Consider the following 16,620-nt stretch of genomic DNA (forward strand, 5'->3'; position numbering starts at 1 on the left):
ACGACAGGCCTTCAAACCGGGTACATGAACTGCTGCCCTGGAATCTCTCCTCTGTAAAATAATCCTTACGCCACGTTCAGTATGGGGCGCTTACCCTCTTCTTTCAGATTGAGCTAAAAAAAAGAGGGCACCGTCCCGCGAAGGAAAGAGCCCTCACGGGATGGTCAGATAAGTCAGTTAAAGCGGCAGCGCAGGGTTGCCATCTGCGCGGCCAGCAGGCTGGCCGCGCGGAACGCGTCCCGGCGGCGGCGATAGTGCCTGATCGCCGCATTCAGCGTACCGTAGCGGTACTCCGCGGCATGCCAGCCGGAACGGAAGGTCACCTGGCCACGCCAGGTGCCATCCTTCGCGCGAAACGCCCGGGCCCGGAAGGCCTGGTGTCCCGAACGGTTGCGTATCCAGGAGCCTTCAGCCGGCGCATGCCGCAGGGGCAGGAGCCGGTCAGAGAGCCGGGAATACGCCCCGGATAAAACCAGGTAAAGGTGGCGACCGGTCAGCCCCGGTCGAAACGTTACTATCTGCACAGGGTATATCCTCAGATAAAGGGAATACCCTGCCCGGTGACGGGAAGCGGTATTCCCGTCAGGGTGAACTGAACCTCAACTGCGGCTCAGTGTTCAGCAATGCAACCGCCGGGAAACCGGCTCAGTCGCAAACCATATTGTTCGCCAACCCGTCTCTCCCTGGCGGGAAAAGGTTTCCCGTCGGAAGGTGGATAAGAGAAAAGTCGGTAGATTAACGGTCGCCGGGCCACAGCGTTTTCAGCGTCGCCAAACGAGCCGCCTGACGGTGTGCTGTGCGCATGGCCTCAGCCCGGGTGGCAAATGTCCCGCAGTTGCAGAAACGGACGGCAGGCGCATCATGGTCTGGTGAGCACCGCCGGGTAATCACGTAAGCATGAAAACCATTGCCATCATACCCGGCTTTCGCCCGGTACTCCTGCAGGCCGGAAAGGGACATTAACCAGGGTGATTTGCTGAACCGGGCCTTCAGCCGGGGACATTCAGCAGCCACACGAGCAGCAACAGAACGCACCAGGCTTGCCGGCATCGCCAGTTCATCAAAAAATGCACACAGGGTGGACATGTGATTTCTCCGTAAAAAAGGGAGAAATGCCTGCCCGGACGGGAAGCGATTTCCCCGCAGGACAGTGGTTGACATGACGTCAGAGTGTGAAATGAAACCTTCATCACCGGGTGGGGTGATATCCGTTCTCAAAGGTTTAACGGATGTACCGCCAGGAGCTGGCTGCCTCTTTCAGGCTGCGAGGCTATTTGATCACCCGAAGGCGTTTCTCTCAGATCAACGAAACATTGGCTGGTAACCACCCGAAGGCGCTTCTCTCAGGTTACGGAAGCATTAGCTGGTTGTCGTGAGACAACAGGTAACTCTGCTCATTTTCGAAGCAAACCTGCAGGCTGTCAAGACATTACCCTGAATTGATTGACTGAAATTTACGCAACAACGTCGCATACAGGCCTGTGAATTAAAACGGTCTGCCACATTCCCCGCGCGCCGTTTTTTACCAGCCCGGAGACGTATACAGCCAGCAGTAAATAATGGTGCCGGGTATCTCTTCTGCGTCCACGCTAACCCGGAGTCGAGTAGTGGTCACGCGACTCCGGGTGCAATAAATCGCTAATGTAAACTACAGATATGTGGCATTATGTTGTAGGGATTTTGCCTGAAAAATTCATTGATGTCCTTTTTTTCCCGTCTATCATTTCGTCGTAATGGCGTTTTTCTGTTATGATAAAGTCCACAATACGCTTTGCGTCCTTCTCCTCCAGGAATGGGGACATCAAATAAATTTTCATAGCATGAATACTGGCGCCATTTTCAGTTGACAGAAAACTTGTACTGTACGAGAACTCGATGTTTTTTCTCTTTGAAATAAAAAATCTGAACAACCCATTATTATAAGCATTTATTCTTTCTATATCGTCAACATGCGTTTTTCCCTTTATTTCAAAAACCTCACAGCTGGACATATTCCTCTTCGTTCTGAATTCAGGAGGGTAGCACCTGAGCATAATAACGAACCCCTGACCATAGCTATCACAGAGACAGAAATCTTCATAACCTGATAATAACTCTCTGAGTCTGTCGGCAACACTGACCAATGTTATAAGATATTTCCTGAATCCATTCTTCCCGGTTGATAACAGACTCGTAAGCGCAGACAACATAGGGCCTGCAGAACGTGAGTTTTCAAGCGTAAAATCGACGGGGGAGTCAACGCTAAACTCCTCCGCAATCTGGTGCATTTTTATTGAGCAGTCTCTTTTTTTCGATAAATAATTTTTATCGCTTTCTCTATTTAGTAAAAAGACGGATGAGTCCACAGGGCAACCGCCAATCCCTTTATGAAAATCAACCCCCCAGCTGTCAGCATATTTTAGCTGGATAATTTTTTCATATTGAAAACGGATTTTAGGCAACACTCTTGCATTTATGTTCAGCTCATTTGCAGAAAAATCATACCCACTAAAAAACAGCCAGAACCAGCCAATAACGGAGTCAACATGGATATGAGGAGAATATGTCAGGTTATGCTTCCGCACAAGGCTGTCTCTGGCAAAGGAAAAGTCTTTAATTTCATCAATGACATGATTATAACTGGTTCCCCCATTCAAATATATGCAGCCAATTTTTTTCCCCTGAGTAATAAGCTGCTCCATTAAATGGCAGAAATCTTCGAGTGAGGTTGTACCATCTTCATTAGATTTGATATGAACCACATTATCTGTGCCAATGCCCAACCAGTCTGCCGCAACAAAATGACTAAAATGAGAGTTTTTGGTGGTTAAAAATACGGTATTGCTATCAACACCCTGCCTGGTCGTCTCCGGGCTGGATTTTTTCAGACCGACCTTTGCAGCATACAGGTTCGTACCCGTACCGCCAAAGGTAAACCATCCGATGAGTTCATCAACATTAGCCAGTTGTTTTAAATTTTTGACGACAGCTTTTTCGGCAATTAAAGCATTTCCCGACAAACCATCATTTATGGTAAAAATATTGTGACTTAATGCAAACGAATAAGCAAAAAAGGAAAGGCAATTGACAGGTGCACCAACATTATAGTGAAAATTTTTACTGTTCCAGTTCGGCGCCCCCGAACATAACTGAAGAAGAAGTTCTTTAACAATGGCATCATCTCCCTCATCCCTGATATTAAAGACATCAGCGGTGACAGTTCCATTATGTAACTTATTTTCCAGCCTGTTCTGCTCAGGTGATGACATCATCAGAGCATTAAGCTCATTATGTAGCTCAGAAAAAAGTGTCTTATTTTCTCCGGGTATGAATTTTTTCCTGTAATCGGTCATAATCACTCCTTATTATCAACGCCAATGTTCGCTCGCCAGCAATAATAAAATCAGTTATATGCATCACATTATCAATAATTCGCAACAGAAACTTACTCCCGAAAATTTCTTTTTACCAGACGGTTCTTTGTCATCCTGGTCAAAACCAGGATTATTCACATCTGCAATATCATATGCTCAGGTTACGGAAACATTGGCTGGTTGTCATAAAGACAACGGGTAAGCGTCTGTATGCTAAAATCGACCCATTCACTTTTCAAACCCTGCCAGTAACCAACCACAGGCGTGCGATAATAGATAATCACGGTTTCAACCTCATTCACTCAGGGTCAACTTTGTTATAAACACGCACGACATAATCCCCCCGACCGTCACCGTGCCCCAAATCCATGGAAACCATGGCCCGCGCCTCTTCCTCACTCATCCCTTTTTCTGTGTGATATATTACCGCCTCCCGTGCATACGCATAGCGCAGACTGTGAGGTGCATATTTCCCGGTCAACCCGGCTTCCCTGACAATATTCCGGTAACGGTCAATAGAAGCATGTAATGTAGGTTTGTCTATCAGGCGACCATTATTTTCATCACAATATTTTATCGCTGCATTTAATACGGAAATTATTTTTTCCCGTTGTACCACAGTCGTATCCCTGGGTCGTCCGCCTTTCGTGCCAAATACCACCCGCACGCGTTCATCACCCTTTAACACACTTTGCTTCCAGCGCTTTAATGATTTAGAAGACTGAACCGTTTCCTCTGTTCGCAGCCCTAAATAACGGGATAACTGCACGGCCAGCATGACACCCTTATCTTTTTCAGAAACCAGACTTATCACGGCCTGCAACTTCTCATCCGGAATAGCCACTTTGGTTCCCTCCCGACTGGCCCCGCCGATATTTAATGCTTCGTTACTTAACTGCGGATGATGCGGATCAGCTAAAGTGGTTCTGCCCGCAACAGATAAAAGTGAACGGATCGCGGACATTTCATTCTGTAATGTTCGCTTTGAAATATTTTCAGCACGGCGACTATTAACGTACCCGATGATATGCTTCGTTTTGATATGTTTAATATCCCGAATCTGAATATTTAACGTTGCCAGCCGTGCCGGGAAGCGGCTGGCAATCCTCGAACGATCGGCCACCGTTTTAAAACTTCCCCCACCCTGACGGGCCAGCGTCACAAGCTGTTTACTTAATTTCGACATCCCTTTTGGTTCCTTAGCACGAAACACTCGTCACTCGGTTTTTCTACAAAGCAGACTGGCCTGTATCTCAAAAAACAACATCTCAACCCCGACGGCACGGTTGCTTTTGCGCATCCTGCGTCACGACCTGTATCTGTGCATCGGGGCGGCGAAATGTTGAGTTCTTACGAGGCACCCCAGTTCTCTGAACTGTTCGTGGCTTACGCCATGCTGACCGTAGTCAGACTGCCTCCGGCGTCAGGTTTCCCGGACGTCGCCATCGATAACAAGCCGAATATTCTCCTTACTGATAATAAAAACGTTGTCCCGGTGAGGACGCGGATTGAGGTTAAAAATCGCTGTTCAACCGTGCTAAAAACCGTGGTACGTGTCGGTCAGACGGTATGAAAGTCGTGAAAAGCGCACGGTACGTGGCTTAAAGCGTTATGCGCTGCGCGCGTCACTTGGTGTTCGCTTTGCTTACACGCAAGTGACGCCGCGCAGCGTTATGCTTCCTGTGCCGTCGCCGTAAGCGCCCTCTGTGCCAGACGGGCTTATACGGACGTGCACGGGTCACACACCACTCAGGGCGTATCTCTTGAAGATTCATAACGTAAGTAAACGCCATATCAGCCTGAAACGGCTGTTGACGATGAAGACAGTAGCGGCATGATGCTACGTGTCAGTGAGATGTTAAATGGAACCTTCATCACCGGTTGGGGTGATACCCGCTCTCAAAGGTTTAACGGGTGTACCACCTGGCACTTTCCAGGCGTCCTCTTTCGGGCTACGAGGGCTTTTTTGACCACCCGAAGGCGTTTCTCTCAGGTCAGTGAAACATTGGCTGGTAGCTACCCGAAGGCACCTCTCTCAAGCTACTGAGGCATTGGCTGGTCGTCCTGAGACGACAATAATGCCTGCTTAAAATATCAATGAATAAAGAACCCGTCAAGATGATGGAAATACCGTTCAGCTGTCAGGTTGACACTCCCCTATTAATTGACACACAACGGTGTTTTACAACATCTACATCTGGCACTAAGCAGCCAGCTATAGTCTCACCGCCTGCTTTGAGCGATGAGCGGATGTTTGCTTCCTTCGCTCAAAAATGATGCAAATATCCTAACCTCACCGCTCATTAACAATAATGGAAGCAGGTCAATTACACTATAGACATAGTACTGCCAGCTACTCCCCTAAAACTAAACCCGATAAAACATGATATTTTTACTCCAGGAAGGATATTCGACCATTTTGAGCTATCAGTTAATGCACTGTAGTGTACATAAATATTTTCGGAAAAATCGATACATTGTATAAAGCAAAAGGATCCATGAACACTCGAAACAGTTCCATGATAAGTTATTTTATTTCCTTCTGAATCTTTCATTTCCCCACGTACTTTATTCAATATTGATGGAGGATAAGGTATTTTTGCGAGTTCCGAAAACTCCTTTTTAGACTTCGTGATATCGCCATATAGATATTCATGTCTTGCATAACTATATCTAGCCTCATAATGTGTATCTCCAGTGGAGAAACTTCTCTTAAGATGAGTTAAAATCGCTTCGCGGTTATCAAATTCATTTATACCAATGAGAAGTTTGGCAATTTCAAAATGAAGTGTTTTATTTATAGGGTGATTGGAAATGGTATTGCGTAATAAATTAATAGCATCAGATTTTCTATTAATAGAGTAATATGACCGAGCCAAGCGAACAGCTGTGTAAATACTATCTTTATTCTTTTTAAATGATTGTTCAAGTGCCTTCAAAGCTCTAGGGGAATCTTTAATAAACTTCGAATAATCAGATTCAAGCATCAGCAATTTATCATCCGATGGAAATAGTTGAAGCCCCCTCTCAAGATTTGACTCCATTTGCTTTGTTAATTCATTTAAAACTTCATCATCATTTTCAATATCGTGATCCTTAATGAAATCCATACGCTCCTTAATTTCTTCAAATAAAATTTGACCCTTAGTAAAGTATGGCAAGGAGTCTTTGGTTCCAGATAGCGAACGATTCAAAATAGATAATGCATCCTGCCTTAGTTTTCGCTTCTCGCCATCTATATTTGATGACAATGCAAGTCGTCTGTAAATATTTGATTTAGTGTGTTGAAGAGTTCTTTTTAAGAGAGTGCCTGGATCTTCTTCTGCCTTAACAATATAATTAAGAGCAGCTCTCAAGTCTCCCCCTGGATGATGCAATTCAAAAACAGCACGTTGATGATTTATCACCGAAGGATGAATGCCAGCATCCTCAGCAACATTAAAAATGGTGTTCACTAATGATTTATTAGTGAATTCCTCAGCTAACACTCGCCCCTTAATCATCTGCGATATTGCATGATTATCAGTATCGTAGCTTACATTCAAGTATCTGATTATTTTTATAATTTGTTGTGATTTTTCTTCAGCAGTTGGCAATGTCTTTGCGAAGACAATATTTGCTATGTGTTGATGCCTACTTTTATAAACGTAATCACCAATCCTAAAGTCATAGGTAACATTAACTATATTTTCTAATGGAGCCATTAGCCTTTTATAGAACTGATTAAAATTAACACTTTCAATTCTAGAGAGAAGTCCGGCCCTTACGCCTATATTAAATCTATGTAGAGAACAAACATTCAAATATGCTACCTTTGCTTCAAGTGGGTATATATTTTCATATTCATCAATTATTATTTCCTCAAATGTTTTACCTTCTGTTGCCTCATGAAGTGCAACTAGAAGTTGATTATTCAACTTGCTCTTCAAATATGAAAATCTTTCTGATTCAGCAAGCGTCCCCAAATATCCCAAACAATTATATCTAGTTAACTTATGAAGTAAGCTGCCAACTTCATTATTGTTCAAATCAAGCAAATCAAATGAGCTATTTACCTCTTGCTCAAACAACTCTCCTTGAGTGTTCCACTCATTAGTTCGACCTGATGTAATAAATGTTATAGGATAATTGAATTTTTTAGCTTCATTGATTAGATCCAATGATTTATCGCCAAAATCTAAAATATCGTCTATAAATACATACATCCTCTCTTTAATTAACAAACTTGCTTCAAAAATGAGTTCCTTTCTAATTTCCGCGCCTTCACTGAGGAAAAAAGTTGGCTTGTTATATGTAACTCCAATTTCCCACGCCGTTCTTTTTAAGCATACTGATTTTCCGCTACCCGCATATCCTTTAACAACAAAAAATAAAGACTTTTGCGTTTCTGCATTTTGGATGTCAAAAACAGTGTCTTCAAGAATCGAATCAATAATTTCTCTCGAAACATCATAATCATTCATCAACCAACTGAATCCACGGCTATTTCCTCTGTAAAACTTATTCGGTTCAACAGACTCTGAAGTTAAATCAGCCTGGATATGGTATAGTTCTCTTTCTATATACTGGTTTAATTTTTCGCTCGGTCGATCATGAGACGCTATAAATTTATTGATGGTCGTGGTTTTGTCAGGAATAAGTGCGCTGAGTACCGAACTGGGAGAGGTAAAATGCTCACTCAATTTTTGCATAAACTCAACAAAAGTAAGAGGTAAACATTCGAATCTATTAGACGCCCAATACATTATATCTTGTTTTTCTAGGCTCGGGTCCACTAGAACATATTTAGGCCTTTCATTTGTTACTTCACTAACATCAAAGATAAGATCCCTAACATTCTCATCAGAGATACTATACCCGCAAAATACGATTGTATGACTATAAGCAAGTTCTTTTAGCGTTGAAAACAATGAGATCCTGTTTAATTTAAACTTATGATAATCATGGCTGGAAAGAATTAAAGGAAGATTGTGATCATTTATCCTGGAAATGCAACCGTGTAATTTCAATAATGGAACGGAATTTTCATCAGCGAGAATAGATTGAATATCATCGCTATCACCAACAACCCTTTTCAGGGTCTGTGGTGCATTCTGATTCGCCTTATAAGATTTCTCTACTAACTCATCATAATTTGTTGTAGCAATCGCTTTCCAGCGAATTTTTGTAATCAGTTCGTGGCCCACTGTAGGGACGAGATCATTGGTATGTTTCTTAATTAGCTCATGAACAGGGATCATCCCGGCTAAGTCTTTTGTCACCGCACCAACATAACTTAGATTTTTGCCTTTAGACCTACCTGACAAGAACTCGTCACAAATTAAATCTCTCAATTCGTTACCACTTAACCCCTTAAACCTTCTATCTTGTGACAGAGTACCTAATGATGCTCCTGCACCTAAAAATAATATAGCTTTCCCACTCACGATCTGATTAATCAAATATTCACTTAGAAATTCCATGTCAAAACACCCGATCAACAAAGATAAGTCATGATTATCTTGTAAAAGTATCAATCAGGCAAATCCTAAATTTGGACTGGATTGTGATAAAGGATATATAATTTATATCCATATATCAAATAGATGGATTTTAAAAGATATTTATCATTGAACAAACTCTGCATCCTATTTACTGCTCCCAGTTGAGTAACGCAGACTGATGTTCACAACGTCCGCTCATGGCACATAGCAGATCGCCAAGACTATAGCTGGACTCTATAAGTATCGGCCATTGCACGCTGTTAGCAATGTTGTCAGATCAAACCACATCCATAGCATGCGCGCTAAAATTAATCTATATTACAAATAACAACACAAAAAATGCGCCAATTGAATCCTGCGTAAATGATGAGGCAGTCAAATGCAGAGCGATAAGCAATTTATAGCAGTCCAGCGCGGCATCAAGCTCGCTGGTTTCTGGAAAAAAACTCGGCGTAGGGTAAGTCAGTGGGACGCAATTTGCGTTCACTGGGCTAAGTCGCGTGGCCTTCCTGGCTGGCTGGGCCATGTTCCGATCGTATTGGCTATTATGCTCTCGATCGCTTCGGCGGTAGTAGGTGGTTTGTTGATTGGCGTAGTAACTGCGTTTGTCTGGATGGCTATCGTTGCCCTATTTTCCGCTTCAAATGCCAATGAGGATGACTATTCAGAGGCCAAAACCAACGGGCCGGGATATCGTGATGGTATTGATGGGTATGGTTACTTTTCAGGATCAGATGATCTAACCTCTGAACGCTTAGATTAATATATGGAGGTGGTCTTTATTTCCACCACCTCCTCCTGATAATTAAAGTTTTAGCGCTCGCTTAAGAGACTCAGTAGCTTGCCCGCCAGTTTCCTGTGCTTTAGCAACTCCTTTTGTCACAGCCCCTTCAATGATCCCTCCAGTTTTAACTCCAGCCCACGACAAAGCACCAACCCAGACAGCTGGCAACACAACAAACATAGAGCCAAGCACGAAGGACATAATCAGATCGTCTGATGTGTTCTGGAATCCTGCCATATTAAAGCTCGTGTGCGTGTCCGAGGTGTACAGCGCCTCCAGGATCCAGCTGTCCAGCCATCGCGCCAGCTCCCACCAGAATGTCAGGAAGTTCAGCGCAAATACCACGAACGTCAGGGTGATCACCGTTTTAAATTCATACGCTGAAAACGCCAGGATAAGCGGGAACATCACATACACTGCCATCAGCATAACCGCCTGCACCATCGGCAGCGCCTGGCGCATGGCATCGAATGCCGGCCACGCGGCCAGACTCCCCAGCGACATCCCCCCAATCCCCACCACACGCGTAACGGCATTATCGAGCGTGAAATCCGCGTTCCCACCATAGCCAGCATAGGCCTGCCCGTACTGGGAGGCATTGAGGCTTACCGGGCTGACCAGACGACGTATCACCGCCTCCTCATAGTCCGCCGTGCTTTTTCCCATCATCTTCAGCGCCGCCGACAGGCGTAGCCACAGCCCCGGATCGGCCTGGGCCATCACCCTTGTCTTGAGTCCCGTATGGGCCGTGTTCCACCACGCCTGGCAGGTCGGGTAGCCCCCGCGTCCGGTATTGGGCCTGCCGCTGTCCCGGGCAGTATTCCAGGGGAAAGCTTCCCGGGGCATTTTCGACTGCAGGTCGCCGTAGTAACTGTTCATAAACGTGGTGCTCCCCAGCCACTCGATGTCGCGCAGCACCTTCCTGTCCGTGGTCTGCCCCTGGTCCTGCTGTTTCCACATATAGAGCGCCAGGGCATAACAGTCGTTGGTGAAGTCCTGCAGCTCGCTGGCCAGGGACGCGTTGCCAATCCGGGTGTGCTGCACCTCAAAGCGCAGCTGACGCAGGTCGGGCCGGCACGGAATGGTCGCCACCGCCGCCTGGGTGATGCCTTTGGAGAGCTTATGCACCAGCATCCACCACACCGGGGCCGCCGCCGTCTGGTTGTTGAGGCTGGAAATAATCGTGGCATACCCGCTCTCATCCGGGGCTTTCGGGGTCCATGTGCCGCAGGTTTTCGCCCGGGACAGGTCGTAGGTGATGGTGCTGAGGCTGACGTTAATCAGCGGTACGCAGCAGGTGAGCATGACGAAGAACGCCCCGTACAGGGTGTTCTCGATGCGCGGCAGGGAGAGCATGCCCTTGTTCCCTTCATCCTCGCCCTCTTCCCGGACCTTCATCCAGATACCCACAATCCTGAACGCCAGCGGGGCCGCAAACAGCCCCGTGCCGAGCAGGATATTCCACAGGCCGTTGTTGATGACCCACCCCAGCAGGGTCAAAAAATACTCCAGATAGCTGTTGGTGGTCATGCTGTCACCCCCGGAGCACTGGACAGTGCGTATTCACAGACCAGCAGGAACAGGGCCCCGGCAACAGCGATACGTAAAAGTGGCGCTTTATATTCTGGCCTGCACCCCGGCGCATGCCAGATTTTCCATACCCCCCATGCCAGCAGGGCGTAAATCACCAGCCGCCAGGCCAGCCACAGGTTGCGGGAGCCCTCCATCCAGCGGTGCAGCCGGGCCACAGCCCCGGGATGTGCCATGCCGAGGTCGGCCAGCCACAGCCCGGCAGCCATCACGCAGGCGATGGAAAGCAGCAGTCCCAGCCCACGCCGAAGGAGAATGCCGGCCCGCCGCAGCAAGCGGGGGACCCGGTTCGTTGCCGCCAGGGGCAAGGTCTGTTTTGTGTCTGTCATATGATTACCTTTATTTCTGGTCAGAAGACGGCACCGCCAGCTGGTTGAAGCGAACGTCGGTGTTGTCCTCATGCTGCGTCTGGGGGTTGGTTTCGACCCGGTTGTTTTCCCGCCCGATGATGGTCAGCACTGAGTTGTTCGCCAGCTCGCGCTTGAGCTCCATTTCGGTTTTCAGGGCGGTGATTTCCCGGTCGAGCGCAGTGATACGCCTGTCGCCTTCAGCCACCGCTGCATCCTGAGCCGCCACATTGGGTTCAGAGAGTCCGGTGACCAGCATCTGGCGCATCAGGAGTGCGGTCTCCACGGTATCCGCCATGGCCAGTTCGCCCGCCAGGCGCGCGGTGAGGGCCGCATTGTCCGGGTCCCGCTGCAGAGCCTTAATCACGCCGGCAGTCATCCCCAGGCTCCCGGTTTTCAGTTTGCCGAGGTTCTCCGCCGTGGGTTTCTCCGTCCCGTTAACCAGCTTCACCAGCTCTTCAATGTTAGTTTTGGTCGCCGCCTCCAGCATCGGGGCAAAGCCAGTACCCGCCACGGTCACGCCCGGCTGCTGCTCATCGTCCCCGCTGGTGCATTTTGTCGCATCGGTGCAGGTCCGCATGGCCCGGTCACCCAGCACCTGAACCACCGATTTTGCGGCCTCCTCCGGGCTCTTAAAACGACCGCACACAGCCCCGTTACAGCTCCCCTGGCTGACGGTCGTGGTGTTGAGCACCGCCTGGCCGGTCATCATGTTGTAGCCCGCCGCCGCCAGGTCATGGGCCGGGCGTATCGCCAGTTGTCCCTGACCGCCCCGCTGCTGGCCCCCCACCCAGCCATGGCCCGAGTTTCCGGTGACTTTTTTTCCTGCCGTGTCCGCCCGGATAGCGTCCGCCCCACCGGTGTTAATCACCTTCCGGTACTCGTCCATCATGGCCGCCTGGGTCCACTTGCTGCTGTCGCTGAAGTTCGCCAGCCGCTTCGACATGTTCTGGCAGTTGAGCTGGGCCTTGTCGAAGCCGATATTTGCCTGCAGCACCCCGTTGGTCAGCATGTCGTACAGGCCGGGATTGGCCCGCTGAATAATCATCGCCGGCAGACTGGCCACGGCGCCGGTCGCGCCCCGGATAACCTCCCCCATCAGGTTTTTAAAGCCATCAGTCACCCCGTTGAGCTGGTTGCCCACCGTGGTTTTCAGGTCGAAGTTGCCGCACATCAGGTCGCTGCTCCATCCGAGGTTCACCCCGAGGTGTGGCATGTTGCTCCGGGTGCCCGGCTGCGATATCACCGAGCCGCCGCCCAGGGTGTAATAGAGTTTGTCGGAGACCGCCCCGGAGACGTCCTTGCCGTAGCCCATGGCGCTGTTGGTCACCTCCGGCAGCGAAAGCACCCCGGCGTGCCCGCCAGGGGTGGTGACAGTGATGAGCCCGGAAAGAAGTGCGGCAGCCAGGCGGGGCGATGCTGGCGTAAAACGTATGTTCATTCGTACTGACCTCAGATATCGGTGCTGGAGAGGAAGGTCTGGCCCCGGCGCTGGCAGCAGCTGTAGGGTTGCCAGAGGGCAAAGGCCGCGCTGTCGTCCGGGGCTGCATCATGGGGGCCGTCAGGAAACACGGCACACGACCGGCTCAGCTGCGGGGCAAGGCGCTGCCAGGTGTGGTTTTTACTGCCGGTGTTCTCGGTGACCTCGCCCGGCGGCCAGTACCCAGGCCGCCGGGTCCCCTTCAGGGGCTGGTATACATGCGGCTGGCCGGTACGGGTGATAATGTCCGCCACCCGCTGGGCCACTACCGCAGCCGCTTTGTCGGCATCAGTCTGGTTCACCAGCCCCGCCCGGGGGTAGAGCGCGCTCCACATGTCGCCGCCGGTCTGCGAGCCCAGCTCACGCCTGCCCGGGATAAGGGCTTCGGGGTAGAGGGATTCCGGCAGCCCGGTGCGCCAGGCGAGCGTGTCGAGGGTGCTGAGAAAATACGGGGCCAGAGGCTGTGCTGCGCTGGCGCAGGAGTAACCGCTGATGCTGCCCCCGATAAGAGAGGTGGCAGGGTGACCAAGGGCGTCAGCGTACCGGAACAGCAGGCTGGCGTGACGCTGCCCGGGGTTTTTCATCTCCGTGACATTCCCGCCCCCGGCCGACAGCCCGGCCAGGGCCCCGGTGACAGCGTTCTCCACCCCGCCCGCCGTCCGGCTGACCAGCGCCATCTCCCGCCAGGGGTTACCGCCCGGGGCCGGATATGTGGAGACCACGGCCTCTGGAAGGTTATGGGTGACCTTCACTGAGGTTTTGACCGAGCAGCCAAACGGGGTGCACAGCAGCCAGTAGCAGATTCCGCTGACCCGCCACTGGATACAGGCCGGGGTCATGGCGCTCGCCACTATCTGCGCGGTACTCAGAGCCGCGAACGTCACAGGGACACTGGCGGCCGTCAGAACCAGCGCAACCGCCACCGTATTCAGCCCTGTGCGCAGCCGGTTACCCCGGCTAAGCTGCCCGCTCATGGCTGGTCCCCCTGCGCTTTCAGCGTGGTGGCACGGGCCACATCCGCCGTGCCGTAGACCACCTCCGTATCGTCAAACACCACCGCCGGAAACTTCGCCACCCCGAGCTCACGGGCGTGCACGATACCCCGGTAAACCTCAGCAATCTGCTGCTGATGCGCCTGCCAGTCAGGAGACTGCAGTACCGCCCTGACCTGCGCTTCAGCCTGCATGGGGTCAGCAGGCAACGCACCAAAGAACTGTGTCTGCAGCCGGTCAGGACCGTCGAGCCACACCACCTGCGTATCGGGCGGTAAATTCACCGGGGGATGCTGGCTGTCGGTGTAGACCACCGTGGCCGCCAGCGCGGGGGCTGACAGCAGAACAGAGAAGAACAACGCGGAACTGATGTGCATCGGCGCACTCCATCAGAATAAAAGTCCTGACAGGGTGCGCAGGCTGAGAGTAACGTGCAGTATTTAATTCAAACCTGAAGCCGCAAAATTTATCATGCGCCACGGCAGCGCCTTTTACACAGGGTAAGTATGACGGTAATTTCGGCCTGAGCTCCCGGCAACAGTTTGAGTAACATCGCTTCGCGCGCACTTAAGCTACAAGCTGGCAACCATCGCGCCCGCGACATACAGGTATTTATGTTCACTGGTACTGGAAGTTATCGGGCAATATTGACAGAAAAGGCCCACCAGAGTGAGCCTTAAGATTATGACAAGCCAGTCATTGGTAAGGTTGTCACAGTGCCGGGTGCCTCCCGGTGAGCCTCAGGACGGTCAGACCCGGCTCGCGCTGTTGACTTCAGGACATTTTAACCTTTTGGCCCCACCGCTTAGGGGGATTCACTGCGACGGAATAACCATACTGCCAACATGCCAATATCAACAATACCCAAAGGGGAAATTCGTGTTCGCTATCAAGAAAAAACCCACAGGAGTCCGCCTGTGGGTATAAGAAAAAACATCGTACTGGAAGTCCCCGACATAACGCGCGGGACACGTTAAGTGTTGTTCACTGCCCCTGGATATCAACCCGGGACGAGTAAAATTCCTTTAGCGGCGCAACTATTGATGCCTGCATTCGGCTGAGTACTGTTATATGGCGACAGGTCTGATACGGAGATATCAGTAAATCACCCAATGCCCATGCGAACGCGTTTCCCTGCCCCAGGCCATTCTTTTTTCAGCTAAAAAAGCAGCTGATGAGAGCCGCAGTCATCAGGCCTCGGTCATCGGCCTGGATAGCCCGGCTAACTGCCATTATATGATGGCGGTAAAGTTGCGGGTCTGCTTCCCCGCCGTCAACGATATCGGTTTTTAAAGTCCCGTTCGTCCGGACTATCGCGTCGGTAGGCCCGGCCCTGACAAAAGCGGGTCTACACTTGCCTGGTGCACTGCGCAGCCTAACCAACAACCTTGCCTCCGGAAAACCACACTTTGCTCACCGGATAGACAGTGCAAAAAAAAGCAGCTCAATCTGTGGGCTGGCAGGTGCTGAACATTCATTATCAATCGGGTAGGAGCCCAGGGGGATTGATTAAATGAACGCTGCTTCTGGTCACTCACCATGAATCGTACTAAAACGAAGACAACCAGGCACCTGCTGCCCGTAAAGAAGTATCACAGTATAACTACCTGCAAACAAACGCAAAAATCTTGTACTTTATTCGAATTATTGGGAAATGGCAGGATGCTCCGGAGGCCTGGCAAGACCCGTCCACTGATAACATCAGAAACAAGGCAGCGAATATCGTTACCAGAATCGAACGAGTGAACTACTGCTCTCCTGGTTTAGCTTGCTTTTGAGGTGACGATGTGAAGATAAACGTCATTACTCTGGCAAATTCCTCTTTCTCAAAATCCATCACTACGGGCTCAATAATGACGTCTTTTATCAAAGGATCCTCTGACTCAATACAATCCGCCATGCTCCTTAGCCAGGAAACAATTTTCTGAGAATTAGCGATGTTGCCCATATTATCCCCTGCCATCTGAACGTGCGTATCCCTTTAGTATATAACCTTCGGGCTGATACTCATTCGTACGCCACACAAACAGCACAAGCTTTCAACTATTGTATGTATATTTATCAGGCTTTATGATTTTCCCATAAAGCCATACTATTCAGAGGGTTTACTGTGGTTAATAAAAAAGGAATAAAACATGGAAAAAATACTGGCAATCGCTCTGACACTTGTCGTAGGAATGGCATCGTTTAGCGCGTTGTCCTGCCCTAAGGGGGAACATCCTCACGGCGGCACAGGCTCTCATCATAAAGGTGGCTATTGCGCCTGACAGGTAAGAGCGGGGACGGGCGTACTCGCCCTTCTCGGGAAACCGCGTCTGCCCGTTGACCATCAACAGCAGGTCAATGCACCCGCCCCCCTGCCGCTCCGCATACGGAGTCACGCTGCAGCGCCACCCGGTGCGAATTCCATGGAATTACTTGTAACACTTACAGCAGAAGATCTAGCCAGATTATACGATTCACTTAACCAGTTACAACACTCCCTTGGAGTTTATCAGTAAGCGTCAACTCAATGCCGTCTGGCAGAATCTGAAATTCCTGAGAGTATAGTGGACACTAAATATGGTGGACGCTATCCATGAAATCACTGA

General features: G+C 49.7%; 13 protein-coding genes. 2 read left to right on the top strand and 11 right to left on the bottom strand.

Annotation, left to right across the window (positions count from 1 at the left end; genetic code table 11):
- Window positions 1–173 precede the first annotated feature (173 nt).
- From B9Y90_RS27000 to B9Y90_RS24250, 4 genes are all read right to left on the bottom strand, one after another.
- Window positions 174–323 carry a hypothetical protein gene (locus tag B9Y90_RS27000; protein WP_176227917.1) on the bottom strand — a complete coding sequence of 50 codons (150 nt, stop codon included), beginning with the start codon at window positions 321–323 and terminating at the stop codon, window positions 174–176.
- Window positions 324–735: 412 nt separating this feature from the next.
- Window positions 736–1,086 carry a hypothetical protein gene (locus tag B9Y90_RS24240; RefSeq protein WP_085542895.1) on the bottom strand — a complete coding sequence of 117 codons (351 nt, stop codon included), beginning with the start codon at window positions 1,084–1,086 and terminating at the stop codon, window positions 736–738.
- Between the two features lie 578 nt (window positions 1,087–1,664).
- Window positions 1,665–3,332 (bottom strand): hypothetical protein, encoded by a 1,668-nt coding sequence (locus B9Y90_RS24245; protein ID WP_085542896.1) that lies wholly within the window; start codon window positions 3,330–3,332, stop codon window positions 1,665–1,667.
- 319 nt (window positions 3,333–3,651) lie between these two features.
- Window positions 3,652–4,539 (bottom strand): integrase domain-containing protein, encoded by an 888-nt coding sequence (locus tag B9Y90_RS24250; protein ID WP_085542897.1) that lies wholly within the window; start codon window positions 4,537–4,539, stop codon window positions 3,652–3,654.
- A gap of 153 nt (window positions 4,540–4,692) precedes the next feature.
- Between B9Y90_RS24250 and B9Y90_RS24255 the strand changes: the two genes are divergently transcribed.
- Entirely contained in the window at window positions 4,693–4,926 is a 234-nt protein-coding gene (locus tag B9Y90_RS24255; protein ID WP_085542898.1) for a hypothetical protein, read from the top strand.
- Window positions 4,927–5,680: 754 nt separating this feature from the next.
- Here B9Y90_RS24255 and B9Y90_RS24260 read toward each other — a convergent pair.
- The gene (locus B9Y90_RS24260) at window positions 5,681–8,815 is read right to left on the bottom strand and encodes an SIR2 family NAD-dependent protein deacylase (protein WP_085542899.1); all 3,135 of its coding nucleotides are present in this window, start codon (window positions 8,813–8,815) and stop codon (window positions 5,681–5,683) included.
- Between the two features lie 400 nt (window positions 8,816–9,215).
- On the opposite strand from B9Y90_RS24260, the gene B9Y90_RS24265 reads away from it, so the two are divergent.
- Window positions 9,216–9,599 (top strand): hypothetical protein, encoded by a 384-nt coding sequence (locus B9Y90_RS24265; protein WP_085542900.1) that lies wholly within the window; start codon window positions 9,216–9,218, stop codon window positions 9,597–9,599.
- Window positions 9,600–9,641: 42 nt separating this feature from the next.
- On the opposite strand, the gene B9Y90_RS24270 is transcribed toward B9Y90_RS24265, so the two are convergent.
- From B9Y90_RS24270 to B9Y90_RS24300, 6 genes are all read right to left on the bottom strand, one after another.
- Window positions 9,642–11,150 carry a conjugal transfer protein TraG N-terminal domain-containing protein gene (locus B9Y90_RS24270; protein WP_085542901.1) on the bottom strand — a complete coding sequence of 503 codons (1,509 nt, stop codon included), beginning with the start codon at window positions 11,148–11,150 and terminating at the stop codon, window positions 9,642–9,644.
- The gene (locus B9Y90_RS24275) at window positions 11,147–11,539 is read right to left on the bottom strand and encodes a hypothetical protein (protein ID WP_085542902.1); all 393 of its coding nucleotides are present in this window, start codon (window positions 11,537–11,539) and stop codon (window positions 11,147–11,149) included. The genes B9Y90_RS24270 and B9Y90_RS24275 overlap by 4 nt, the downstream gene beginning before the upstream one ends.
- Window positions 11,540–11,549: 10 nt before the next feature.
- Window positions 11,550–12,998 carry an integrating conjugative element protein gene (locus B9Y90_RS24280; RefSeq protein WP_085542903.1) on the bottom strand — a complete coding sequence of 483 codons (1,449 nt, stop codon included), beginning with the start codon at window positions 12,996–12,998 and terminating at the stop codon, window positions 11,550–11,552.
- An 11-nt stretch (window positions 12,999–13,009) separates the two neighbouring features.
- The gene (locus B9Y90_RS24285) at window positions 13,010–14,011 is read right to left on the bottom strand and encodes a TIGR03756 family integrating conjugative element protein (protein ID WP_085542904.1); all 1,002 of its coding nucleotides are present in this window, start codon (window positions 14,009–14,011) and stop codon (window positions 13,010–13,012) included.
- Complete coding sequence (locus B9Y90_RS24290) at window positions 14,008–14,406, bottom strand: TIGR03757 family integrating conjugative element protein (RefSeq protein ID WP_085542905.1); 399 nt, start codon at window positions 14,404–14,406, stop codon at window positions 14,008–14,010. The genes B9Y90_RS24285 and B9Y90_RS24290 overlap by 4 nt, the downstream gene beginning before the upstream one ends.
- Before the next feature lie 1,370 nt (window positions 14,407–15,776).
- Window positions 15,777–15,977 carry a hypothetical protein gene (locus B9Y90_RS24300; RefSeq protein WP_061276946.1) on the bottom strand — a complete coding sequence of 67 codons (201 nt, stop codon included), beginning with the start codon at window positions 15,975–15,977 and terminating at the stop codon, window positions 15,777–15,779.
- Window positions 15,978–16,620: the final 643 nt, after the last annotated feature.

This window comes from Cedecea sp. NFIX57 (assembly GCF_900177785.1).
In the GTDB taxonomy this organism is placed as follows: Bacteria; Pseudomonadota; Gammaproteobacteria; order Enterobacterales; family Enterobacteriaceae; genus Cedecea; species Cedecea neteri_C.

What these genes read in the sequence shown, in the direction of transcription:
- B9Y90_RS24240 (WP_085542895.1), bottom strand. Translation starts at nt 1,086, where the DNA reads ATGTCCACCCTGTGTGCATTTTTTGATGAACTGGCGATGCCGGCAAGC.
- B9Y90_RS24245 (WP_085542896.1), bottom strand. Translation starts at nt 3,332, where the DNA reads ATGACCGATTACAGGAAAAAATTCATACCCGGAGAAAATAAGACACTT.
- B9Y90_RS24250 (WP_085542897.1), bottom strand. Translation starts at nt 4,539, where the DNA reads ATGTCGAAATTAAGTAAACAGCTTGTGACGCTGGCCCGTCAGGGTGGG.
- B9Y90_RS24255 (WP_085542898.1), top strand. Translation starts at nt 4,693, where the DNA reads ATGTTGAGTTCTTACGAGGCACCCCAGTTCTCTGAACTGTTCGTGGCT.
- B9Y90_RS24260 (WP_085542899.1), bottom strand. Translation starts at nt 8,815, where the DNA reads ATGGAATTTCTAAGTGAATATTTGATTAATCAGATCGTGAGTGGGAAA.
- B9Y90_RS24265 (WP_085542900.1), top strand. Translation starts at nt 9,216, where the DNA reads ATGCAGAGCGATAAGCAATTTATAGCAGTCCAGCGCGGCATCAAGCTC.
- B9Y90_RS24270 (WP_085542901.1), bottom strand. Translation starts at nt 11,150, where the DNA reads ATGACCACCAACAGCTATCTGGAGTATTTTTTGACCCTGCTGGGGTGG.
- B9Y90_RS24275 (WP_085542902.1), bottom strand. Translation starts at nt 11,539, where the DNA reads ATGACAGACACAAAACAGACCTTGCCCCTGGCGGCAACGAACCGGGTC.
- B9Y90_RS24280 (WP_085542903.1), bottom strand. Translation starts at nt 12,998, where the DNA reads ATGAACATACGTTTTACGCCAGCATCGCCCCGCCTGGCTGCCGCACTT.
- B9Y90_RS24285 (WP_085542904.1), bottom strand. Translation starts at nt 14,011, where the DNA reads ATGAGCGGGCAGCTTAGCCGGGGTAACCGGCTGCGCACAGGGCTGAAT.
- B9Y90_RS24290 (WP_085542905.1), bottom strand. Translation starts at nt 14,406, where the DNA reads ATGCACATCAGTTCCGCGTTGTTCTTCTCTGTTCTGCTGTCAGCCCCC.
- B9Y90_RS24300 (WP_061276946.1), bottom strand. Translation starts at nt 15,977, where the DNA reads ATGGGCAACATCGCTAATTCTCAGAAAATTGTTTCCTGGCTAAGGAGC.